Here is a 21,741-nt window from a genome sequence, read left to right as displayed (position 1 = left end):
AATTTTTTCCTCCATTATTTTCTATTTTTCATAAAAGAAAAAAAGGCTGTAAAATGAATCCCCAAGGCATTGGCAATATCTATGAGCATAGACAGCGAAATATTCCGATTATAGTTTCCACATTCGATTTTTCCGATGGAACTTCTGCTGATATGTGCTTTATCCGCCAATTCTTGTTGGGTTAAATTTTTTTTTTTCTATAACTTGCAACTTGATATCCTATCTGTTTAAAATAAATTTCCTTGTCATCATACAAAATTATCTCTCCTTTTTTATTATTTAGTTAAGAATATTAAGTTATATTGATTATTATTAACTTAATATATATATTTGTATGTTATCGTTTCTTCTATTTTTTGTAAAGTATAATTATTCATAAAATAAATTAATAGTTTATATATTCGTCTGATAATGTTCATAAATAAGAACATTATCATCATAAATAAGAACATTTGAATTGTATTTATGATGATAATATAAACACTTTAAGCCTTTTTACGCTTATATTTTAAATAAATATTCATATTTTTTTATAATACAAGCGTAAAAATAAATAATTAGTCTTATAAAAAAAATATTATTAACTAGTCAAGTGTTCACTTTTACATTTCTTCTATATATACATTTTAAAATACATAGATCATATTACTTCAACATAAAAATCCCTGCTACATACCTATGAGTAAAAATCATCATAGGTATATAGCAGGGATTTTCTATATCCACACTATATAATTAAACTAGTTTTTCTTTTCCATTAAGTATCGCATGAACCAAGGTATTTCCCTTATAAATAACTTTAAGAGAAAAGAAGTCCTGTTTCTGCTGCATCAGTTTTAAAAATATTTTATCCCCTGCCCAAATGGGTAAATCAACTATTCTTTCAATGGGAACCCACTGCAAAACACCTTCATCACATTCCTGCAGCTCTCCAGAAAAAGAATCCGAACTATATAAATGCATAAGTTCTGTTTCATAATCATCACAAATAAACGTAATAATACCGCAATACCGCCAAGAGGACAATGTTAAACCTGTTTCTTCGTAAACTTCACGTAATACACAGTCTTCCGGACTCTCATGCTCTTCAAATTTACCGCCAATGCCAATCCATTTATCATGATTAATATCATTTTTTTTCTTAATGCGATGCAGCATTAAGTAAGAATTATTTCTTTCTATATAACACAATGTAGTATTTAGCATATATGTTCACTCTTTTCTTTTTATACCTTGTATTTTATTATTATAGCATAGGGTATACTGCTGTCTACTGCTATATATCCTACCTGCCGGTCATAAAAAAAATGCTCTTCATAAGTTAAATTGCCGCATTCAGCTTATAAAGAGCAGTCCTTGTATCGTATAATCAATTAGCCAACAATTTAAATTCTTATCGATTATATACAGATAACTGCACATAATCTGATCCGAAAAACAGGAACTCGCCATGACCTATTTTATATACTGGTGAGAGTTGTCCCCCTTGAGCAGGAATGCTGGGAAGATCCTCCATTCCATAGGCTTCTTTGTACGCAGATGGTGCGGAAGCAGCGCCAAGTCCGGATTTATCAAAATGTTTCGTACTATCTTCATATAACCGGATACCTACTACAATATTGCTTTTAAAAATAACATCAAATTTATTGGCATCATATTCCCATCGTTCCGTACCATTTTCGGCAATAATATTCGTCGGACGGGCATAGTGTTGCAATACATCTTCCTGCGTCATACCCAGATAGATGCCACCGGCAGATTCATTGTATTCCGGACGAGTAGAGCGGCGCAGTACCATATGATCATCGACAATAAGATATTGATGCACATTATTCCCAAATAAATCCATTTTTATATTACGATTCCCCGCAGCTTCAGCAACGCAAAAAGTACCGCTTCGCGGGTAATCATAGGTACAATTCTGTGCGCCAAGGACTTTGCAATTATTAATATAATCTCCTTGGATCGTCAGCGTCAGATTCCCCTTGGTACTGTACCAATCGCCTTCGGCCGGTTCCAGCCATTGTAACATATTTTCCCGACTTTCCGTTCCTTCTCCTTTTGCTAAGCAATTCATTGATACTGCCATAAAAAAAACAAAACATACCGCAACTATAGATAATAACTTTTTCAAAATCGGTCTCTCCCTTATACTGGTTTCTTTCCAAACGAACATTATACGCTCATTCATGTAAGAAAACAATATATATTCTTCCCCGCAATCGGATATCTTGTAGGTTTGTCAAACATATGTTACACAGTAGCAAGAAAAGAACGAAGGACTTCGTTAGGAGATTTCCAAGCCAGAGGACGCATAGGAAAATTATTGTATTCTCTACTACGTACTGCTAACTGTTTTTTGAAATCTGCAAAAGAATAAAAACGATGCTCCGCATAGAAGTACTCGTTGTCTTTTCGATGAGAGCGCTCTACCTTTCCGTTATGCCGCGGCGTATACGGCCGTATTTTTTGATGGATAATGTGATAGGCTGCCAATTGTCGTTCAAACAGCGTGAGTTCCGCTGTCTTACTTCGACCAAATCGGTTGGTGAATTCAAAGCCATTGTCGGTTTGGATTTTACAAATGGGAAACGAGAATCTTCGTACCAAGTGTTGGAGAAATATCGTGGAAGAATAGGTGCTCTGTTCTTGGAATGCTTCCAAATACCGAACGCGCGTACATTCATCCATAGCGGTGTACTGGTACATCTTTTCACCCAGCGCATGTGCCTGCCCCACGATGCAAGCAGAAGGAACTACTTTGACATCTACCTGCACTTTTTCTCCAGGGAACAGTGCTTGTTGATAGGGCTTGGGGATGTACTTTGGGTTCGGTACGGATTCCCGTGTGAGTCCGATACGCTTTAAACAGCGATATAGGCCAGTGATGGATCGTGTATATCCCCGTTTTCTTAGCTTGATCCAAAACACGACCAGCCCGGCATGCGGATTTCGTCGTCGCATATTCTGAATAAACGTTATCTCTTGAGACGTGTGTTGATTGGGATGATGGTGAGGGCGTCTGGATCGGGGCTGTAACGATGCCGGGGTCCCATCATAGCGCCATTGCAAGCGATAGATAAACTGGCGATTCGTACGATATTTTATAGCAGCAATAGTCACACCATATTTTCTGGCGTAAGAAAGAATAGATAGACGATACTTTACATCTTGTGTTATGCTGTTCATGAGAGGACTCCCTTTCTGTTATGGTTTTGCGTAGTAACTTAAGCATAACACAAAAAGGTGTTCTCTCTTTTCTGTTTTTGTAACATATCTATGGTAAACCTACATATTCTTCCCCGCAATCGGATATCTATACTATACATCTCTCTTATTCAAAATATGTAAAGGAAATACCGCTCCGTTCTAATACTATTCCCGCTGCAATAGCTGCTGCAATATTAACTACTCCTTCCAAAAAAAGTCCCGGTGCAGAAGTCAACCCAACCGCGATTCCTCCATATAGAATACTTCCGAATATAGTATAACCAATAACCATCCATCCCCCCGATAAACAGAGTCCACAAAAAGCATAGGCAGACAAAATATGAATATCTGCTTCATGTTTCTTTACAATATGCCAAAGGATTACCGCCATACTATATTTTATGAGGATCGTCGGCAGAATCCATATAGGAAACCCTCCTAAAAAATCGGCAAATGCAGAACCAAGACTAGCTGCTACAGCGCCCTCACGATGTCCCGCATACAAAACCGCCAGAAAAATGGCAGCATCACCTAAATGAGCATACCCCAATGGGATCGGAATGCGCGGAACGATTGTCATTATGCATATAAACGCCGCCATAACAGCTGTTATGCAGATACGTCGCGATGCTGACATAGGTTTTCTTTTATTGTACTTCATCATGTCACACACTCCTATTAATCATGATATTCATATCTAATTTTCTTCATACGCTCGTATACGCAGTGTTAACCCTCGTTGGGCACATAGTGTTTGACAGGCTTTAATTTCATCATCACTTTCCACTTTATCTACAATCGTCATTACCACATTCGGAATGTATTTCTTGCAATGGCCTGCAAATGTAAGCATCGCTTCAAAAGATTGTATGCCAAACGTATTTCTCGTAAGTGATAAATATCGTTCTGCGTTCGAAGCGTTCAGACTAATAGATATAGTATCTAAAATATGATGGTCAAAGACAGAAGATGTATCATAGCCATATTCCAAATCGGATAAGCCATTTGTGTTAATCCGTGTTTGTACATCAGGGTGCTTATGTTTTATATAGGTTAACAGTTGAACTACATCAGATAATCTCATCGTGGGTTCACCAAATCCACAAAATACAACTTCATTTATAACCGGCCAAGGTGCTATATCCAATATCTGCTGTATCTCTTCTGCAGAAGGTTCTGTTTCCAGCCAAAGTGTTGCTGTTTTATCCATTTTTTTGAGATTGCGCAAACAGAACGTACATGAACAATTACAGCGATTTGTCATATTAATATAAACACTTCTCCTCCCTTGCGGCTGCCGTTTTAAACTTTCCTCCAGACTTAAATAACGCCCTTTGTCATATGTATAGATAATCATATGCCCGTCCTCCTCATTTCAATTCTGTTAAATATTCTTCAAACGCCAATCCATAATTCCAAGGCAATCCTAGTTTTTCAGTATATACCAATGTTTTTACAATAAAATCCACTGCTTTTCTTACAGAAGGTATTAATGGTTCTCCTTTTACTAAGCAGGCAGAAATGATTGCGGTAAAAATATCTCCCGTACCAGACCGGTTGCCGCCTATTTTCAACGTGCGGATAATTTGAGAGTCTTTTCCTCTTTCATATACATAATTGCTGATTGTATTATTTCCTCCCAGACCGGTAATAATAACACGGGAAGGACCTTTAGAAGATAAATCTTCCGCCATCTTAAGCAATGCTTTTTCTGTAATTATGCCTCTATCCGGATATGGCAGGCAAAGCAATTCACAAGCTTCCGTAAGATTCGGCGTTATCGTATCAGCATACGTTAAGAGCCTTCGCATTTCATTGCAAATATCGGGAGTGTAGGATGCATATAATGTACCATAATCTCCCATTACCGGGTCAAAAATAACTTGTGTATGTGAATATTTAAAGTTTTTTATAAACTCAATAACAATGTCAATTTGTTTGACAGAACTAAGAAATCCGGTACAAATCCCATCAAATTGCAATTGATTGTCCTTCCAGTTACGTATATACGGCCGCATATTTTCACTGTAATCACTCATATAATGAGCAGAAAAACCCGTATGAACGGAAAGTATGGCTGTCGGCAACGGACATGCCTGTACTTTTAAAGCGGAAATAATCGGCAATTCCACAGCAATCGAGCATCTTCCGAATCCAGTCAAATCATTAATTAAGGCAATCCTTTTTTGTCTCATTGTCTGTTATCATCCTTATCACCTGTATATTTTAGATCTTTCACATCAGGAAAATCTAAAATTAAGTATACATCAAATGTGTATTCATTAAAATATACAAAAATTAAATATTTTAGTGGTACAGATTGACAAAAAAAACAGCAGAGATACCTTCATAAAAGTATCTCTGCTGTTTAACAGACATCTAATTCATTGCTTTATAATATGAGAAAGAATATAAGCCATATAGGGATGTCTTTGACTTTCTTCCCAGCTTTTCACCGGTAAATTTGCAAATTGCAGTGTATTATATACCCATAATGACGTAGCTAAACAAACGCAAAGAGGAAACAAATACGCAGGAGAAAATCGCGATAATTCCAATAAAAACACAACAGCTGTAACCGGCATTTTTTGTGCCAATCCCAAGAATATAGCAGCTCCAACGAAGGCAATAACAGCAACGGATACTGAAATACCTGGAAACAGCATATTCCAAAAAATTGCTGAAATCAGACCTATCATTCCTCCCAGCATCATCGAAGGGGTAATCCGGCCGCCGTAAGCACCTGCGGCTGTTGCCAATATAACTGCCAGCCATTTAGTAGATAAAAGTCCCAAACCATATTGCCAACTGATCCTATCTGTGAAACTAAGTTGATTACCCGCTTTCCCATTACCTAGAATTTCCGGATAATACATAGATAACACCCCGATGAGAAAAAAAGATATGATAGCTGCCACTATTATTTTAGGATTATTTCTGGAGATACAAGGAAACGGCTTCAAGCTCTTTTCAAAAATAATAACGGCAATCGCTATAAAAGGTCCTATAAGTGCTGCAAATAAAACGGTCGATTCACCAAACGCAACTTGTGGCAGAGGATATTGAACCAAATCACCCAATCCTTGACGTACAACATAAACAGCAGTACCGCTGCATAGAAAGGCTGCACTGACAGATCGGTAATCCCAGCGCATTAATAATGTTTCCAACGAAAATATGGCAGCCGCCAAAGGAACATTATACACCGCTGCTAAACCCGCACCCGATGCACAAGCTAATAATAATTTTCGTGTTTCTGTATCAACATGAAAAACCTGAGATAATTTTGTTGCAAAAGCTGCACTCATTTCTCTTGGGGCAACTTCCCTTCCCAGAGGTGAACCTAATGCAACTGTTATAATTTGAAGAACAGCATGAACAACCGTTGTTTTCACCGGCATCTCCCGTGTCGGATCATCAACGGTTTGCTTGATAGAAACAAGCGGCGGACAAATTCGATGAATAACAAACCAAGCTCCTCCCACTAACACACCGCAACCTGTCAGCACAATAAGCCGGCGTAAAGGGGATGCATATTCTACAACCTCCCGAAAAGATACTTCGCCGTGAAAACCATATCCAAAAGCATAGTGCTGTATCGTATGCATAAGTATAGTCAAAATAATACCTATAGATCCGGCCGCTGCGCCTATAATAAGCAAATAAAATATAACTTTTATATGTAATGATTTCATGTAGAACACTCCTGTTAGTAAATTCGCCCTGTTTTTATTTTTTCAACAACGGTATTTGGTATACCATTGTTGAAAAAATAAAATGACTTGTATGTATAAAAATACCATGTATTAATAAAAATGTCAACATCTATCTAAAATAGTATCGTAAGATACACTACCTGTAATTTTATATATGCAGCCGTTTTATATCTGGGAAAAGAAGCTATGTCTTTACCATTACTTTTTCAAATTATTACGGGAAATACAGCACCTCGTACTTATTTTACAGATTGACAATATGTAAAAATTAAAGTACGCTTAGAACATCAAACATAAAGGAGGAAGATATATATGAAACCTATTACAGCTTTTTATCTGACACATTGCCCCTATTGCCGTAATGCAAAGGCTGCCATTGAAGAATTAATAACAGAAAACCAGGTCTATGGAACGGTCCCCATTACTTGGTATGAAGAAAGTGAAAATCCCGATGCAGTGAAGGGGCATACCTATTACTATGTACCTTCCCTGTTTATCGGGCATGAAAAATTATACGAAGCACAGCCAGGGCAAACCTATGAAGAAATCAAAAAACACGTAAAGGCAGCCCTTGATAAGGCGCTTACCATGTAAAAAAAGCTCCTTGAAAACACGAGTAACAGTCAGTGTTTTCAAGGAGTTTTAAATTTAAAAACGCAGTTTTTATTATAACAATATAAAAAACACCATATGCTACAATGTATTGCTTTCCTTAATTAATCCTTTCCGTTTTTTATTTAGATAAATAAAGTAGAACGGAAGAACTACTATGCATCCTCCAAATCCCCATATCAATTGTGAAGTTTGAGCCTGAGACAACATCCACAGACTGACAACGATAGCAATAACAGGAATAGTAACACCAAACGGAATCGTATACGGCCTTTCTTTATCTGCCCATTTCTTTCGGAAAATAATAACAGAAATACAAGTTGGCAAATATTGGGTAAAACGTGACACCGCACTAATCGCTGCCAAAGTTGCAAAACTTCCGGTCCAAGTCAACAGGATGCTGAAAAAAGCAGTTACAATAGCTGCCACATACGGAGTATTCCATGGTGTACGTTTAGAAAGTACTGCCGGCAGCATTCCATCCTCTGATAAGGATGTGCAGACACGCGGACCAAAAAAAGATTGCGCCATATTAATACCGCCCATAGAGAGCAACGTCCCTGCTAAAACAAAATATGCACCTGCCGGTCCAAGAATCATACCGAAGGCATCTTGAATCGGTGCCTGTGTACGTGCTAAATCAGTTCCCATAATACCGATGCTGATACCTAAAATAAGCATATATAAAATAGAAACAATAATCATCGTCATAATAATAGCCCGAGGCAGATTTTTTTTGGGATTTTCCATATCTTCTGCGGCTACTGCAATAGCTTCAAATCCGGTATAGGCAAAAAACAATAAAATAGCAGCACTGGCAAAGGTTCCTTCCTGATACTCTCCGCCTGGAAATACAGGGGTGAAGTGAGAGCCATTGACAAAAAAAATGCCAATCACAATAAAAGCAATAAGCGGAACCAGCTTAGATACTGTAATAAGATTACTCAAAATTTTTGTCGTATTGACACCGATGATATTGATAATAGTCAGTACTAAAATAATAACAGAAGCAATAATATTTTTCATCATTTCACCGGATAAAAATGGAAAGGCAGCACCTAATGCCGTAGCAAATCCTACAGCCATAGTAGCCCATGCAATCATAACAACAATCCACTTCAAAACCCCAACTTCATAGCCAAAAAAATTTCCCAATGAATATTTCGCATATAAATAAGGACCGCCGTTACGCGTAAAAAAGCCAGCAACTTCCGCAAAACAAAGAGCCATACAGCCAGCTAAAAGCGCATCAAAAAAAAGAACGCCCAAACTAGCCGAACCAATCAACGAATAGGCTTTATTGGGCAAAAGAAATATTCCCGTACCGACAATACTGTTAATTCCCAGGAGGACAATACTCCAAAAGCCGAATTTTCCCGATTTCTTATCCATTATTTTTCTTCCCTCCTGCCGCTTGAATAAAATCATCAAATAAACATCTTGCCTCTCTATTATTTACAGTCATCATTTCGGGATGAAATTGATACGTTTGTAAATACGGATATACCGTTCCCTCCATTGCTTCAATAGTACCGTCTTTAGCACGTGCGACAATACGCAATCCCTCTCCCGTCCTTTTTATCGTTTGATGGTGATGGGAATTGGTAATCCATTCTGTGCGCTTAATAATACCCGCCAATCGTGAATCCGCTTCCACAATAACGGTATGCGTCGCGGTTGCTGGATCTTGATTCTGAGAATGTTTAATATAGCATGCCGTGTCATACGTTAAATCCTGATACAAAGACCCTCCATGATACACGTTGACAATCTGATGTCCCCGGCAAATAGCCATAATGGGGATATTCTGCTTCTCCGCCCTTTCCAATAATAAAAAGTCAAAATGGTCCCGTTCCGGCCAAACCGGGCCAATCTCCTGCATAGGTTCTTCATCATAATACAACGGATATACATCGTGCCCGCCTGATAATAACAAGCCGTCAACGTGATTCATTGTTTCCATGACAATCTCATCATTACTGGTAAAAGGCAATATAACAGGAATTCCTCCTGCCTCTGCCACAGATCGAACATAATCATCATTAACATAGGCACGGCGATATCCGGCAAAAGCACCATGATCATCGACCAAATGAGATCCTGAAATACCAATTACGGGTTTATTCATGTCTTGCTCCCCTCCCTAAAAGATTACTTTCTGTCATAAAATCGGAAAAAGCCATGCTTTATCCATATGCTCCATTTTATAATACATAAAACACTACGTCAATAAAATTATTTTCTATACAAAAAGACCTTAGACAAAATCAGTCCAAGGCCCTTCTAATTGCTATATCATTATATCATTTAAAAAACAAATTCTTTTTTTCCAGAATTGCCGCCGCTGCGGTACAAGCAGGACAGTCACAATACTGTGCTCCGGCAGATTTAATTTGTTTGGCATGTGTCAAAACAGCGGCTGCCTTTTCTGTTCCAAAAACTTCAATTCCCTTAGCAGATTCCGCAAAGGCGATCAACATATCAATCGGCATAATGTCCGCTTCCAATTCAAGCAGATATTTTTTTGTTTCTTCAATTTCCTGTTCTGATCCAACGGCCTTCAACCAATGCTGTGCTGCTTCTTTTGCTTCCCGGCTGCAGGACGGAGCACTCATTAATTCCTGCGTTTTCTCAACGATAAATTTCCGCGTTTTGTTTTCCATAAATACCCTCCTCGCTTTCTTCTATTACTGCTCGTATTCTAACACAATATGTAACTACGTGCAATGACTTCAACAGTACCATGTATTATATATAAGCCCCTTAATTATTACCCACAGCAAACGGATCGCAATTTTTATTTTCCTGCCAATTATATTCTATGCTTTGAGCAATTTCCACAGCCTTATTTCTTCCATACCTGTCGCAAATAAATCCTAATGTCATATCTATACCCGCGGATATACCGGATGATGTATAAAATTTTCCATCAACAACCCATCGGGCTTTACCTTGCCACAAAACAGCAGGACGAGTAGTTTTAACCCAAAAAAAGGCTTTCTTATTGGATGTGGCCTTTCGCCCGTCCAGCCTTCCCGTTTGTGCAAGAAGTACAGACCCCGTACACACAGTAAGGCAATAGGCGGACATATCAATAATCGGAACCAGAGTCTTCAAAAAAGCTGTATCGGTTACCAGCGGCCGCGTTCCCATTCCTCCGGGAATAAGAACAACTCCTCCATCGTTTACACTATCTAATCTTTCGGTTATCACCGGAATGCCCTGCCGGCTAATCACTGTACCACCTACATATGACACAAAATGCAGATGATATTCTCTAATGCGGCCCAAAATCTCCACGGGTCCAAACGCATCCAATGTCTCAAAATCATGAAATAGTATAATATAAATTTCCACTATATCCATCTCCCGTTTTTTTATTTCTTTTATTACATCTGATAATTCTTTTAATACGGGTACCGGAAACGCAATAATACCAAGATGGGTATTGCCATTTTGGTTAACACCCTCTGTTTCAACAATTTCCGGCATGGTTTTTTCCCCTAATGGGATCCCCTGAATCGCTGCTGTATTGGCAATGAGGCCTAATGGCAATGTTTCATCAATACTCATAACACCTTTTTTATATTATAATTTTTTTTCCATATAAATGGTAGATGCAACGGGTGAATCGTAGTATTTAGGTATTTCATAAAAGCCGTACTTTTCATACATTTTAATAGCTTCTTTAAGAAAAGGCAGCGTATCAAGAAGAAAAATCTTATAGCCAATTTCTTTGGCTTCCTTCATAATTTTTTCCATAAGCAGTGTTGCAATGTGCTGCCCGCGATATTGCGGACGCACATAAAGGCGCTTTCCCTCGCAGCGAACAGCATCATAACGATGAAACGCTGCACAACCAGCAGGAATCCCTTCCACATAGGCAATATAAAGTCTTCCATCCGGCATTCCATATTTGTCATGTAAATGCTCTATTTCTTCTTCATATTTTTGCATTTTTAGAGAAGCCGCAAAAGTTGCATCGTTTGCAACAAGCATATCCGTATATTCTGTAAATAATTTTTTTAAATCATTTTTTTTATCATATCCTAATACAATATCTGCTGCCATATATATCATCCCCTCATAACCCATATTTTTAAAACACTCCGGCATATGTACAATACTACATCATATGCTTCTATTTCAATATCATATCAATTAGTGTTTCCCTATGTATCTCCATCGCATCTAATACCGGAATCGGCAAATTCGTCAACTGGAGGAGCAGCGGTATTTTTCGATAATACGGTATAGTCAACTCGGGTCCTATCCCGCCAATCAATCCCAATAGTTTTCATTTTATGCACTCCTTTCCATTAAACAATATGGTAAGCAGATACTCTCGCATCTATCTCTTTAATTCTCAACCTTACCCGTCACCTAGCTGATATAATCTGCTGCTGTTCTACCACTGCCTCCGGATAAACCATTTTAACATAAGTATACATATCCGTCAGATGATTACGAATCATACTATCAGAAATACCCGGTGGCGCATAAATAACAAATAATGCAGTCTTCGTTTCAGGTACAATACGCGTCCGTTGGTCCGGTCCATAGATAATACTGGAAATAACACCACATTGATCACATAGTATCATATCCTCATTCTTCGGTTGCTGTATATTGCGGCTCATCAACGTATATGACTCCGTTCCCTGTGCCGTATCCAGATACAGCGGTAGTTTTAATGCATCATAATCATGGCCGGCTGTCAACAAACCATTCTTGAGTTCAGCCATAAACATAGCTTCCACTATGGGAATAGATTGTGGAATTGATTTTCCCTTAAAAGCAACCGACTCTTGCTGCTTTAAAACATGGTAGGTTTTCTTAAAATGCTTATAATATTTTACATAGGCAGCAATCGCGGGTTGTCCTTTTAATGAAGTACTATCTGCAAAAGAATTTCTAAGTAGTTGTTCTACTTTTTCCTTTTCTGCATCCAAAATTTCTGTCCCCATGCCATACATGAGCTGATCCATTACCATAAAACCCATTTTGGCATCTGGATGTCTTTCCTTCCATTTTTCTGTTGCTTGTATCATATGCTCTCGCCTCCTAAAATAATATCGCAGAAGATTACAGCGATTTACTTTATTTTAGCTTTTCTCCCTGCTATTTCTTGTATACTATTGCTGTATTTTTTAGGTGTAATTCCGGTAATTTGTTTAAATTGCTTTGTCAAATGACTTTGATCTGTAAAACCTGTTTCTTGAGCTGCCGATAACAAAGAGTATCCTTTTCCCAATAAATCCTTCACTCTATGTATTCGAACCTGCTTCAAATACATATGCGGCGGCACACCCATACATTCATGAAACATACGAATTAAGTAATACGGACTTAAGTGGCATACATCGGATAATTCTCGAATAGAAATATTTCTCATATAATTTTCTTCTATAAAAGACACGGCTGACCTAACCATTTTTTTCTCTTTTTCTATCCGTCTTACACAAGGTTTTTCTTCTGCATATCGAGAAATAAATACAGTCAGCATTGTCAGCAATAAGGATTCTTGTTCTATCAGGGATATGCCCTGTGGTTCTGATAACGCTATGTGCAGATTTCGAATGTATGCCGCCAAAAATTTATTCTGTATCACTCCGGCTTTAAAATATGGCAATTGGTGTATTCGATCTGACATATAATACATTACTTTTTCCATCATTTCAGGGTAAATATAAAACATGCGGTATGTCCATCCATTCTGTGAAGCGGCATACCCATCATGTGCCTCTCCTGGAACGACTAAATTAATGCTTCCGGGATAAGAAACAAGCCGTTCTCCATGATAAGAAAAACCAAGTGCTCCCCGTTCCACCACTCCAATCGCATAATTTTCATGAATATGTTTGCTAAAAGTATAATTTCCATAAGCAGCATGAAGTAATTCAAGATTATGCAGCTGAGGAATTATTGTAAATTTAATTTGTTCCTTATTCACCTCAAGAAATCCTCCTTATCCCCAGTTGCTACTATACATCACATAATAAGTTATTCATTATAAAACACTAAAATTAGTCAAAAAGCATCTGCAATGATTTAAAAATTATAATTGCAGATGTTTTCCCTTTTAGAAAAATAGATTGCTTTATGTATTAAGTGCATTTTCAACGGCTTTTTCCAAAACAATACTTGAATTAGTTGCCCCTGATACAGCATCTACTTTGATTTTTTGCTCCTTAATTATGTTATCCAAAACAGCTTCTGCCGGTTTACCGCGTCCATTTTTATGCTGCAGAATATGGATCTTCGTAATTTTTCCATTATAAACCGTAACTTCAACCGTTGCAGAAATAAGGTCCGCATCACAAGTTCCGATATATACCCCATCCGCTTTTGCTGAAATATCCACATTATGAATAACAATATGCTGTACTTTTTCTTGATAATTCATAACTTTTTTCATATATATCGCTCCACCGGCCAAAAGAATAATTAAAATTATGATTCCGGCCTGTATCCATTTTTTCTTATTTCTTATCATATCATTTCTCCGTTTGCCATGCTGTAATTGAACCTTTTTAATTCTATGCTTCTATAACACCATCGATAAATTTATCAATGTACTGCCATCCTTTATTTGCTTGTTCTTTATCATACCTCTCGCTATACCTATCAAAAAATCCATGCGCAGCAGGAAGTATGATAGATTGTACGCTTTTTTTTGAAGACACGGCTCGATGTACTGTTGTCACAGAAAAAGAATCCTTTTCCGCAAAAAGCAACAGGGAATCACATCGCGGTTCTACCTCCAGATACTCTCGAATACGGGAACCGTAACAAGCAACAATTCCGTCAACGTGTCCTCGTCCACTGCACCGCCAAGCTAATGTTGCTCCGACGCTAAAACCTAATATAATAACTTTTTCATAAGAAGCTTGTAACTCTTCCATTAAATAGTCAATATCTTTATATGCCCCAAACCCGATATGACTTTGAAAAAACAGATATGCTTCTTCCCGTTCCGTATAAGGAAAATAAGGACGCAATAATAAATTGGGAGAAAAAACACAAAAACCTAAATCCTGATATTTTTTCTTTACTTCTTCAATAAATGGATTAATACCATAAATTTCTGGTAAGATGACCAGTGCCACTTTTTTTAACATTTTTCCCCTTCTATTCCACATACTCTATTTTATACCTGACTGATGCGGACCGCGAACAGTTACAAAATCAGATATATCTATGTGTTTTATTGTATGCACAAAAAATATTCTTGTCAATCGTTCACCGAAACGGGTACCCTCCCGAGGTACGTTATCACACTTCATAATAAAAATCATTTGTATATTACCCACTTTCATGATATGAAAAAGACGCCAAACGGCGTCTTTTTATAACATTTTTCTACATGTCATGTTAGTATATCTATTCTTGTAACGTTTTCAATAGACGGGACCATATTAGTTTATTATTTTCAAAATATGTATATTGTTTATCAATAGTATTATCATATTTTTTTAATTCCCGCAACACCATCATAAACATGTCTGATTTAAAATATCGGCAAATAAACGGTAATGTTTTTTCCAGGCTTTCAGTCATTTCTGCAATTCGGCTGCGATAATGTTCTCTATCCGTAATATAAATATACAACGGTTTATATCGTATCCAGCCTATGCAGGCTGTATAAAAACGTTTCAACACACGTGAGGAATCAGCTCGTATCATTTTCATTCGTACAGGCAAAACACCTGCCAACATGTAACGATACGCACCAAATCCATCATGAAAAGTATAGCAGGGAATCTGCAGTACCTTGCGTTCCGTTAAACAGGTACTTAAAAAAGTATCTTCTCCACGCGCCCCTGGCGGATTGTAAAAAGGAAATACTCGTTTTGGATTTTGTAAATTAATGCAAAGATTGGAACCAGAAATAAATTTAGCTCCGTTGATATCCTGTACTGTTTTTACTTCCTTACGCAATAAAATCTGCTTATCGGCATACGTTACCCCGCCGTTTTTCATTACACTGCGGATAGTATCCCAATTTATAATATCATTACTTAACGATTGAATAAATTTCTTAAATATATCTTCGGGAAAAGCGTGCGAAAATTCCACATAGGGAATCGGTGATATATAACCGCAATGATGTCCGCAAGTAATATCCGCATCCTTAATATATTTGAGATGTGATTGAATGACACGCTGCCCGCCCCATAAATCAGTTTCAATACTTTTTGTCAAAGCTACAGGATATTCATCATCGTCGAGAAAAAGTAAGCAATCCATATGGTTTTCAATGGCCTTATACAAAATAATATTCCGTTGCAGCGCATACCCGCGCCGAAAAATAACTTTAGCTTCTGCTTCCGTAATAATACCGCGTTTCAACATATTTTTCTTTTCAATCAACATCTCTGATTTGCCAATAAAATGTACACTATCCAGTAATTTCGAAATTTCCGGATTGATTGCAACAAAATCAGCTTTGCTGGTATGACGATACTCCAAATCATATGCAACAAACAAATTTAATCCTACATCTTTATTATCCAGCAGGCCTGATTCTAAACAATTTAATACATAACTTCGCAGGATACGATAAAAATTTTTTCTTCCTGTTGCAAAACCGATAGCAACATTCCATTTCTTTTGACTCATGTATCATCACCTCCTTTTTCATAATAAGTATGAGAGATTGATGTCTAAATCTTAAAAACACCAATCTCTGCTATACTCCCAGTTAACTACATTAGCTATAATACATGATGCCCGCTGTCAGTCCACAGCTTATCCGCAGTCCGGTGCCAGTCCTTTGCATATTTTTTGCATTTTGCACATAAATGTTCTGCCGATTCAGGAGACTGTAAATCAGTGGAAGGAGCTTTAGATTCACGAATAATTTCCGGCAGTATAGATGGATTTTCCAGCATAGGACAAGGCTGCAGTAAATTTTTATTAAACGGCTGTCGTGTATGATATGCCATAAATAAGGGGTTTTCAAGAGCTTGCATTAATGTACCTGTATGAATATTGGTATCCGAATAATGAATGAACACGCAGGGTTCAATATCTCCGTTGGCATTAATATGCAGATAAGCTCGTCCGCCGGCAATACAACCATCAATAAATTCTCCATCATTTTGAAAATCAATGGCAAAGAATAGTTTATCACACTGTTCTGAACGAATTTCCCGTACACGATGATACATATAGGTGCGTTCATCAGGAGATAACAGTAAATCAGGAACCGCTTCATTTCCTACCGGCATATAATGAAAATACCACGCATATTTGCATCCTTTTTCAATAACCATATCCAAAAACTCATCTGATGTCACATCTTTATAGTTCAATTTTGTGTAACAAACGGAAATACCGAATAACAGGCGATTCCGGTGCAAAATATCCATAGCCTTCATAATACGTCGAAAACTTCCCTTTCCTCGTCTTTTATCATTGGCCTGTTCAAACCCTTCTATGCTTAACGAAAAAGACAGATTACCGGCAGCTGCTGCCGCTTGGGAAAATTCATCCGTAATCAAGGATCCATTCGTAAAAACATGAAATTCACTTGTGGGATGTTTTCGCGCTAAGGTGATAATGTCATTTTTTCTCATCAGCGGTTCCCCGCCTGTAAGTAAGTAAAAGTGACACCCTATCTTTTCTCCCTGTTCTACAATAGTGTCCATATCTTCATTGCTCAAATTCAGCATATGCCCATACTCCGCCGCCCAACATCCCGTACAGTGCATATTACACATAGAAGTCGGATCAAATAAAATCGCCCACGGTATACTGCACGACTTTTCTTTCATTAATTGATGTCGCAGGTTATTACCTTGGTATCCAGATTCATATCCTACATTCAAAATAAACATCTTTATTACATTCTTATCTACATCCCGCAGCAAATTTTCCGCATAGCGCCACCATTTTGATTGCGGATTCTCTAGATACTGCTTGATATACGAAAATGTATTCTGCCCTTCTTGATTCTGATCATATGGCGTAGGCTTTAAATATTTATCTACTAAAGTTACTACATCCTGCATACCGGCTGCCGGATCTTTTTCCATATGATGTATGGCCAAATCCAAGCCTTCCTTTAACACCATTCGTGTCATTTTGTTTTTAATCGTACTCATATTGAATCACTCCTACTCACTTACAAAAAACATGTTTTCATTTCAAAAATGAAATGATGACATTATACGGCATTCCTTATATGCCTTTTTCTTCAATAAATCCCCGGGTAAGGATTTTTGACAAGGATACAACCGCGTCATAATAGGTCATATTATTCTCCACGAGAAAAGTATGATCGAACAAATCATTCATGGAAAAAAAGACCAATTGTTTCAATACACTAAAATTAATAGGCTTTATTTTCTGGGAAGAAACTCCTTTTTCAAGTAATGTAATTAATCTGTCCAACCGCTGCTGCCGAAAATTTTCCACATTACGCCATTGTTCCGGATATGTCGTTTGCAAGTCACAATAAATACTGTCACTGCTGGGCCCCACTAATGCCGGACTAACGGACATCACTGCTTGAAATTTATCTTCAATGCTGCGTTCCGAATCATTGTAAATAGCTTCTTCCTGCCGCTGCACATCTTCCTGCACCATTTTTATAACGGCAGCTACTAATGCATTTTTTGAAGGAAAATATCCATATAATGATGTCTTGCTTATATGCAGTCTTGCTGTTACATCATTCATAGTAAATTTAAATCCATGCATCTTAATTTCTGCGGCAGCTGCCATGATAATTTGTAATTGAATAATATTGCTCATCCTCCTCAGTACCCAATAATACAAATTCAGTATCCTCGTTATCATCATTATACTCTTTTTGTCAGCAGATAACAATACAGGACACTGCCATTAAAATAAAAAGACACCATACCAGGTTAATACGCACCTCGTATGATGTCTACGGATATTTTTAAATAAAATTATACTTGACAAGTGATACTTTTTACTTGTGATATAAATTACAGGCAAAATAATCTCGATCTTCTTCCAAAATAAGATGAGCTTTCGTATCCAATGCCGTAATTTTTCGATATGGGCGGCACGGATTTCCAAAGGCCAAATATCCTTCTGGAATATCTTTTGTTACAACACTTCCCGCCCCGATAACAACATTATTGCCAACGTGTACGCCACCCAAAACAACCACATTACAAGCCAGCCAAACATTATCTCCAATATGAATAGAATCGGCATATTCGGCCATCGTCATAGTGCCATCTTTATTCAATCCCAAACGTTCTTGTGCGATAAGCGGGTGGTTTGTCGCCATGAGAGAGACATTAGGTCCAAAACAAACATTATCGCCAATATAAATACACCCATCATCCATAATTGTTAAATTAAAATTAGCAAAGAAGTTTTCTCCGATGAATGTATGGCAACCATAATTAAATTGCATAGGTCCTTGAAAATAGTACGTGTTCCCAATATCTCCAATAAATTCTTTTACAACAGCCGACCGAAGCGGATCAGATTCATCCATCGCATTATATCTTTTACAAGCATCATGCGCTTTATGTTTAATATCCACAAGTTCTTTAGTCCGGTTGTTGAATATATATCCTGCAAAAATTTTTTCTTCTTCCTTCACAAGATCCCCTCCTATCCCACTTACGATAATACATTTTATTGCAAGCAAGATAAACTCCCTATTATTTTCCTGTCTGCAGCGTTAATGTTTATTACCGAAAGGTATGCCTATTTCTCTTTTCAGAGATTCATACAGTCCCCCATCTTCATTCAGACTGCCCCACGATAACTCTTTTACCTCTATTAAATTACCCCATCCACTCGACAACTTCCTCTATTTTCTTTCTTGGCCGCGGTTTCGGCTGCTCCTCGGGATACCCTAAAGCAATCGCTGCCAGCAATTCTCCATCATGATCCAGCCATTTACATAATTCCTGATAAGCAAAATAAATATCACATATCCAAAGACTGCCGATTTTCCTTTCTGTAGCTGCTAACAACATATTTTGTATAGCCGCACTAACGGATTGAATATTGCACACCTCAAACACTCTATCCTCATCTGTCATAGAAGAAAACATGTTTTTTCCCATCGTATTGAGAACAAAAATAATAACCGGAGCTTGTTTCATTATTTCTATAGTATACCGTGCGCCTGAAATAAATTGTACACTTCCGGGCAAACACGCCGTCCCATTTTCCTCACGCTGTACGCCGTTATAAAAAGCCTGCAGCATCTTTTCTTTCGCATTCCCCTGAACAACTATAAACTTCCACGGCTGTCTGTTTTTAGCTGATGGTGCTTTTGTCCCGCTTTCTATAATATGCAAAATATCTATTTTATCTATTGGCTGGGAAGAAAATTTTCGAATACTCCGTCTTTCCATAATTTCTTTAATCATTTGGCAGCCATTCCTTTCTCAATTATATTCCAATTAAACCGTATTCTGCAGTAGTCATATTGCCTTTTGATATAGAGTTACTCTACATTATATAGTTGGATTATACCAAATAAAAAGGAGTGATTCAAATGAATACCGGAAAGAAGAGTAAATTTCTTCAACCCTTCCTCCAGAACAGTTAATACATTATACTGTTCCGTTGAAATTCATCTATTGTTTTATCAACAATGACAGGAAGATTAACAATACCGAGCATGATTTTAACAAGTCTACCAGTCTCAACCTCGATGAAAATCCCATAATCATTTCCGACCCAGCCAAATACATCAACAAAAACACTAAACGCCATCATCTCAAAATCTTTAGATAATAAAAGCAATATTTTTATAATCGTTCTTTCTTGTCTTCAAAATAAATGGTTCGTTACCTATCTTTGAGAGTAAATTCATGTCCGGCAATATCCGCTGCCGATGCTTTATATAATTCATCTAAAAAAATCATCTGAAAATATCCCGGTCCCTCTGCTTTTTTCGCAGCGCGCTCACCTGCCAGGTTATATATAGCCGCACCCGTAAGCGCCGCAATAAAGGGAGACGCCACAGCTGAATACACTGCCATAACACCCCCAAGAGAACATCCGGCTCCCGTTATTTTTTCCATAAATAGGGAACCTCCATAAGAATATACACCCAGACTGCCATCTGTGATAAAATCAACTTCTCCCGACACAGCAACTGCTCCAGACGTCCAGCGTGCCAACGCTGCTGCGGCTTCTTCTGCATCACACACCATATCCGTCGAATCTACACCGCGCACGCTTGACTTACCAGTGCCGCCTTCCAAATTCCACAGCCCCGCCAACGCAATAATTTCCGACGCATTCCCGCGTATAATTGAAGGTTTATATTCTTTAAACCGCAGCAGCATATTCGTGCGCATTTCACCTATACCAATTGCCGCCGGATCCAATACCCATGGTTTTTTATTTTCATATAACGTTCTGGCTGTCAGCGGCAAACTTTCTTCATATAACGGGAACATAGTCCCCACGTTAATATACATAGCACTTCCCGCTTTAGCCATAGCAACCCCTTCATCTGGTAAATACACCATAGCAGCTGATCCTCCAACAGCTAATTGTGCATTAGCAACAAAATTAATAGTCACTGTATTGGTAATAGAACCCGCCATCGGTTTGATTCTTTTAACTGTTTCTACGGTTTCCATCATTTGTGTACGAATATCTTCTTGTATATTCATTAAAATTCTCCTCATCTGCCTGTACTTAAATTTATATTTTTTACTCACAGTATAATCAAATACTTTCCAGTGATCATCTCCTATACATATCATTATCCCTCATATACCTTTACTTACTATCTGTATCAGGTTTATTATCATCTCCCCACTGCGACATAAGCTGCAAAATAGGAATAAGCGAGGTCCCTTTTTCAGTCAATGCATACTCTACTTTAGGAGGAATCTGGTGATATTCATTACGTGAAATTAATTTTTCTAATTCTAATTCTTTAAGCTGTTGACTCAACATCTTATGAGTAATATGAGGAATACTTTTCTTTAATTCTCCATAACGCTGAATTCCGTTATTCCATAATTTGTAAATAATCAGCCATTTCCATTTACCGCCCACAACGGCTAATGTATACGCCACGGAGCAATCACATTTATCCGGATTCCATTTCATAATACCTCTCCTTTTATATAGTATCTACCTAAAAAGTGCATACTTTTATTTTTTTTAAAGTAATTATATAATGATAAAAAAATAAACTGTTGTCAATAAGGCCCTATATGTATGCATCGTTATC

General features: G+C 37.6%; 26 protein-coding genes and 1 pseudogene. 1 reads left to right on the top strand and 26 read right to left on the bottom strand.

Going from position 1 to position 21,741, the window contains the following annotated elements; all coding sequences use genetic code 11:
• Positions 1 to 14 precede the first annotated feature (14 nt).
• The 8 genes and pseudogenes from NXG62_RS02250 to NXG62_RS02215 all read right to left on the bottom strand — a co-directional run.
• Positions 15 to 185 (bottom strand): annotated as a pseudogene (locus tag NXG62_RS02250) (helix-turn-helix domain-containing protein); the annotation flags it as partial.
• Positions 186 to 735: 550 nt separating this feature from the next.
• Positions 736 to 1,206 carry an NUDIX hydrolase gene (locus tag NXG62_RS02245; RefSeq protein WP_427113399.1) on the bottom strand — a complete coding sequence of 157 codons (471 nt, stop codon included), beginning with the start codon at positions 1,204 to 1,206 and terminating at the stop codon, positions 736 to 738.
• A 187-nt stretch (positions 1,207 to 1,393) separates the two neighbouring features.
• Positions 1,394 to 2,134, bottom strand: a complete 741-nt coding sequence (locus NXG62_RS02240; RefSeq protein ID WP_091647873.1) for a hypothetical protein — start codon at positions 2,132 to 2,134, stop codon at positions 1,394 to 1,396.
• Positions 2,135 to 2,253: 119 nt separating this feature from the next.
• Positions 2,254 to 3,189: an integrase core domain-containing protein gene (locus NXG62_RS02235; protein ID WP_427113398.1), complete on the bottom strand. Its 936-nt coding sequence runs from the start codon at positions 3,187 to 3,189 to the stop codon at positions 2,254 to 2,256.
• A 145-nt stretch (positions 3,190 to 3,334) separates the two neighbouring features.
• Positions 3,335 to 3,874: an ECF transporter S component gene (locus NXG62_RS02230; protein ID WP_427113397.1), complete on the bottom strand. Its 540-nt coding sequence runs from the start codon at positions 3,872 to 3,874 to the stop codon at positions 3,335 to 3,337.
• Between the two features lie 33 nt (positions 3,875 to 3,907).
• The gene (locus NXG62_RS02225) at positions 3,908 to 4,567 is read right to left on the bottom strand and encodes a TatD family nuclease-associated radical SAM protein (protein ID WP_427113396.1); all 660 of its coding nucleotides are present in this window, start codon (positions 4,565 to 4,567) and stop codon (positions 3,908 to 3,910) included.
• A gap of 13 nt (positions 4,568 to 4,580) precedes the next feature.
• Positions 4,581 to 5,405: a pyridoxamine kinase gene (locus NXG62_RS02220; RefSeq protein ID WP_427113395.1), complete on the bottom strand. Its 825-nt coding sequence runs from the start codon at positions 5,403 to 5,405 to the stop codon at positions 4,581 to 4,583.
• A 189-nt stretch (positions 5,406 to 5,594) separates the two neighbouring features.
• Positions 5,595 to 6,905: a chloride channel protein gene (locus NXG62_RS02215; protein WP_427113394.1), complete on the bottom strand. Its 1,311-nt coding sequence runs from the start codon at positions 6,903 to 6,905 to the stop codon at positions 5,595 to 5,597.
• 333 nt (positions 6,906 to 7,238) lie between these two features.
• On the opposite strand from NXG62_RS02215, the gene NXG62_RS02210 reads away from it, so the two are divergent.
• Positions 7,239 to 7,520: a glutaredoxin family protein gene (locus tag NXG62_RS02210; RefSeq protein WP_427113393.1), complete on the top strand. Its 282-nt coding sequence runs from the start codon at positions 7,239 to 7,241 to the stop codon at positions 7,518 to 7,520.
• Positions 7,521 to 7,619: 99 nt separating this feature from the next.
• Here the strand turns inward: NXG62_RS02210 and NXG62_RS02205 are convergent, their stop codons facing one another.
• The 18 genes from NXG62_RS02205 to NXG62_RS02120 form a co-directional block, all read right to left on the bottom strand.
• Positions 7,620 to 8,930, bottom strand: a complete 1,311-nt coding sequence (locus NXG62_RS02205) for an APC family permease (RefSeq protein ID WP_427113392.1) — start codon at positions 8,928 to 8,930, stop codon at positions 7,620 to 7,622.
• The gene (locus NXG62_RS02200) at positions 8,923 to 9,666 is read right to left on the bottom strand and encodes a gamma-glutamyl-gamma-aminobutyrate hydrolase family protein (RefSeq protein WP_427113391.1); all 744 of its coding nucleotides are present in this window, start codon (positions 9,664 to 9,666) and stop codon (positions 8,923 to 8,925) included. Before NXG62_RS02200 ends, NXG62_RS02205 begins: the two co-directional genes overlap by 8 nt.
• A 175-nt stretch (positions 9,667 to 9,841) precedes the next feature.
• Complete coding sequence (locus tag NXG62_RS02195; protein ID WP_427113390.1) at positions 9,842 to 10,201, bottom strand: heat-shock protein Hsp90; 360 nt, start codon at positions 10,199 to 10,201, stop codon at positions 9,842 to 9,844.
• A gap of 100 nt (positions 10,202 to 10,301) precedes the next feature.
• A complete protein-coding gene (locus NXG62_RS02190; protein WP_427113389.1) occupies positions 10,302 to 11,111 on the bottom strand; it encodes a DJ-1/PfpI family protein in 810 nt (269 codons plus the stop codon).
• Between the two features lie 15 nt (positions 11,112 to 11,126).
• On the bottom strand, positions 11,127 to 11,609 hold the full coding sequence (locus NXG62_RS02185; RefSeq protein ID WP_322351624.1) for a GNAT family N-acetyltransferase: 483 nt from the start codon (positions 11,607 to 11,609) through the stop codon (positions 11,127 to 11,129).
• Positions 11,610 to 11,710: 101 nt separating this feature from the next.
• Positions 11,711 to 11,839, bottom strand: a complete 129-nt coding sequence (locus NXG62_RS02180) for a hypothetical protein (protein ID WP_427113388.1) — start codon at positions 11,837 to 11,839, stop codon at positions 11,711 to 11,713.
• 78 nt (positions 11,840 to 11,917) lie between these two features.
• Positions 11,918 to 12,589 (bottom strand): hypothetical protein, encoded by a 672-nt coding sequence (locus NXG62_RS02175; RefSeq protein WP_427113387.1) that lies wholly within the window; start codon positions 12,587 to 12,589, stop codon positions 11,918 to 11,920.
• A gap of 44 nt (positions 12,590 to 12,633) precedes the next feature.
• A complete protein-coding gene (locus tag NXG62_RS02170) occupies positions 12,634 to 13,491 on the bottom strand; it encodes an AraC family transcriptional regulator (protein WP_091647904.1) in 858 nt (285 codons plus the stop codon).
• 147 nt (positions 13,492 to 13,638) lie between these two features.
• Positions 13,639 to 14,034: an FMN-binding protein gene (locus tag NXG62_RS02165; RefSeq protein WP_427113386.1), complete on the bottom strand. Its 396-nt coding sequence runs from the start codon at positions 14,032 to 14,034 to the stop codon at positions 13,639 to 13,641.
• A gap of 43 nt (positions 14,035 to 14,077) precedes the next feature.
• Positions 14,078 to 14,659 carry a dienelactone hydrolase family protein gene (locus NXG62_RS02160; RefSeq protein WP_427113385.1) on the bottom strand — a complete coding sequence of 194 codons (582 nt, stop codon included), beginning with the start codon at positions 14,657 to 14,659 and terminating at the stop codon, positions 14,078 to 14,080.
• A 262-nt stretch (positions 14,660 to 14,921) separates the two neighbouring features.
• Positions 14,922 to 16,160, bottom strand: coding sequence for a hypothetical protein (locus NXG62_RS02155; RefSeq protein ID WP_427113384.1), 1,239 nt, complete (start codon positions 16,158 to 16,160; stop codon positions 14,922 to 14,924).
• 95 nt (positions 16,161 to 16,255) lie between these two features.
• On the bottom strand, positions 16,256 to 17,647 hold the full coding sequence (locus tag NXG62_RS02150; RefSeq protein ID WP_427113383.1) for a radical SAM protein: 1,392 nt from the start codon (positions 17,645 to 17,647) through the stop codon (positions 16,256 to 16,258).
• A gap of 76 nt (positions 17,648 to 17,723) precedes the next feature.
• Complete coding sequence (locus NXG62_RS02145) at positions 17,724 to 18,299, bottom strand: TetR/AcrR family transcriptional regulator (protein ID WP_427113382.1); 576 nt, start codon at positions 18,297 to 18,299, stop codon at positions 17,724 to 17,726.
• 184 nt (positions 18,300 to 18,483) lie between these two features.
• Positions 18,484 to 19,131, bottom strand: a complete 648-nt coding sequence (locus NXG62_RS02140; RefSeq protein ID WP_427113381.1) for a sugar O-acetyltransferase — start codon at positions 19,129 to 19,131, stop codon at positions 18,484 to 18,486.
• A gap of 187 nt (positions 19,132 to 19,318) precedes the next feature.
• Positions 19,319 to 19,912 (bottom strand): nitroreductase family protein, encoded by a 594-nt coding sequence (locus NXG62_RS02135; protein ID WP_427113380.1) that lies wholly within the window; start codon positions 19,910 to 19,912, stop codon positions 19,319 to 19,321.
• A 178-nt stretch (positions 19,913 to 20,090) separates the two neighbouring features.
• Positions 20,091 to 20,264, bottom strand: a complete 174-nt coding sequence (locus NXG62_RS02130) for a hypothetical protein (protein ID WP_427113379.1) — start codon at positions 20,262 to 20,264, stop codon at positions 20,091 to 20,093.
• A gap of 71 nt (positions 20,265 to 20,335) precedes the next feature.
• Positions 20,336 to 21,172: a hydroxyethylthiazole kinase gene (gene thiM / locus NXG62_RS02125; protein WP_322351599.1), complete on the bottom strand. Its 837-nt coding sequence runs from the start codon at positions 21,170 to 21,172 to the stop codon at positions 20,336 to 20,338.
• 109 nt (positions 21,173 to 21,281) lie between these two features.
• Positions 21,282 to 21,617, bottom strand: coding sequence for a winged helix-turn-helix transcriptional regulator (locus NXG62_RS02120; protein ID WP_427113378.1), 336 nt, complete (start codon positions 21,615 to 21,617; stop codon positions 21,282 to 21,284).
• Positions 21,618 to 21,741: the final 124 nt, after the last annotated feature.

Source organism: Megasphaera sueciensis (genome assembly GCF_050219315.1).
GTDB classification, from domain to species: Bacteria; Bacillota; Negativicutes; order Veillonellales; family Megasphaeraceae; genus Megasphaera_A; species Megasphaera_A sueciensis.
Note: the sequence above shows the minus strand (reverse complement) of the source record. Positions and strands in the feature narration are given on the sequence as shown.

What these genes read in the sequence shown, in the direction of transcription:
- NXG62_RS02245 (WP_427113399.1), bottom strand. Translation starts at nt 1,206, where the DNA reads ATGCTAAATACTACATTGTGTTATATAGAAAGAAATAATTCTTACTTA.
- NXG62_RS02235 (WP_427113398.1), bottom strand. Translation starts at nt 3,189, where the DNA reads ATGAACAGCATAACACAAGATGTAAAGTATCGTCTATCTATTCTTTCT.
- NXG62_RS02230 (WP_427113397.1), bottom strand. Translation starts at nt 3,874, where the DNA reads ATGATGAAGTACAATAAAAGAAAACCTATGTCAGCATCGCGACGTATC.
- NXG62_RS02225 (WP_427113396.1), bottom strand. Translation starts at nt 4,567, where the DNA reads ATGATTATCTATACATATGACAAAGGGCGTTATTTAAGTCTGGAGGAA.
- NXG62_RS02220 (WP_427113395.1), bottom strand. Translation starts at nt 5,405, where the DNA reads ATGAGACAAAAAAGGATTGCCTTAATTAATGATTTGACTGGATTCGGA.
- NXG62_RS02215 (WP_427113394.1), bottom strand. Translation starts at nt 6,905, where the DNA reads ATGAAATCATTACATATAAAAGTTATATTTTATTTGCTTATTATAGGC.
- NXG62_RS02210 (WP_427113393.1), top strand. Translation starts at nt 7,239, where the DNA reads ATGAAACCTATTACAGCTTTTTATCTGACACATTGCCCCTATTGCCGT.
- NXG62_RS02205 (WP_427113392.1), bottom strand. Translation starts at nt 8,930, where the DNA reads ATGGATAAGAAATCGGGAAAATTCGGCTTTTGGAGTATTGTCCTCCTG.
- NXG62_RS02200 (WP_427113391.1), bottom strand. Translation starts at nt 9,666, where the DNA reads ATGAATAAACCCGTAATTGGTATTTCAGGATCTCATTTGGTCGATGAT.
- NXG62_RS02195 (WP_427113390.1), bottom strand. Translation starts at nt 10,201, where the DNA reads ATGGAAAACAAAACGCGGAAATTTATCGTTGAGAAAACGCAGGAATTA.
- NXG62_RS02190 (WP_427113389.1), bottom strand. Translation starts at nt 11,111, where the DNA reads ATGAGTATTGATGAAACATTGCCATTAGGCCTCATTGCCAATACAGCA.
- NXG62_RS02185 (WP_322351624.1), bottom strand. Translation starts at nt 11,609, where the DNA reads ATGGCAGCAGATATTGTATTAGGATATGATAAAAAAAATGATTTAAAA.
- NXG62_RS02180 (WP_427113388.1), bottom strand. Translation starts at nt 11,839, where the DNA reads ATGAAAACTATTGGGATTGATTGGCGGGATAGGACCCGAGTTGACTAT.
- NXG62_RS02175 (WP_427113387.1), bottom strand. Translation starts at nt 12,589, where the DNA reads ATGATACAAGCAACAGAAAAATGGAAGGAAAGACATCCAGATGCCAAA.
- NXG62_RS02165 (WP_427113386.1), bottom strand. Translation starts at nt 14,034, where the DNA reads ATGATAAGAAATAAGAAAAAATGGATACAGGCCGGAATCATAATTTTA.
- NXG62_RS02160 (WP_427113385.1), bottom strand. Translation starts at nt 14,659, where the DNA reads ATGTTAAAAAAAGTGGCACTGGTCATCTTACCAGAAATTTATGGTATT.
- NXG62_RS02155 (WP_427113384.1), bottom strand. Translation starts at nt 16,160, where the DNA reads ATGAGTCAAAAGAAATGGAATGTTGCTATCGGTTTTGCAACAGGAAGA.
- NXG62_RS02150 (WP_427113383.1), bottom strand. Translation starts at nt 17,647, where the DNA reads ATGAGTACGATTAAAAACAAAATGACACGAATGGTGTTAAAGGAAGGC.
- NXG62_RS02145 (WP_427113382.1), bottom strand. Translation starts at nt 18,299, where the DNA reads ATGAGCAATATTATTCAATTACAAATTATCATGGCAGCTGCCGCAGAA.
- NXG62_RS02135 (WP_427113380.1), bottom strand. Translation starts at nt 19,912, where the DNA reads ATGATTAAAGAAATTATGGAAAGACGGAGTATTCGAAAATTTTCTTCC.
- NXG62_RS02130 (WP_427113379.1), bottom strand. Translation starts at nt 20,264, where the DNA reads ATGATGGCGTTTAGTGTTTTTGTTGATGTATTTGGCTGGGTCGGAAAT.
- thiM (WP_322351599.1), bottom strand. Translation starts at nt 21,172, where the DNA reads ATGAATATACAAGAAGATATTCGTACACAAATGATGGAAACCGTAGAA.
- NXG62_RS02120 (WP_427113378.1), bottom strand. Translation starts at nt 21,617, where the DNA reads ATGAAATGGAATCCGGATAAATGTGATTGCTCCGTGGCGTATACATTA.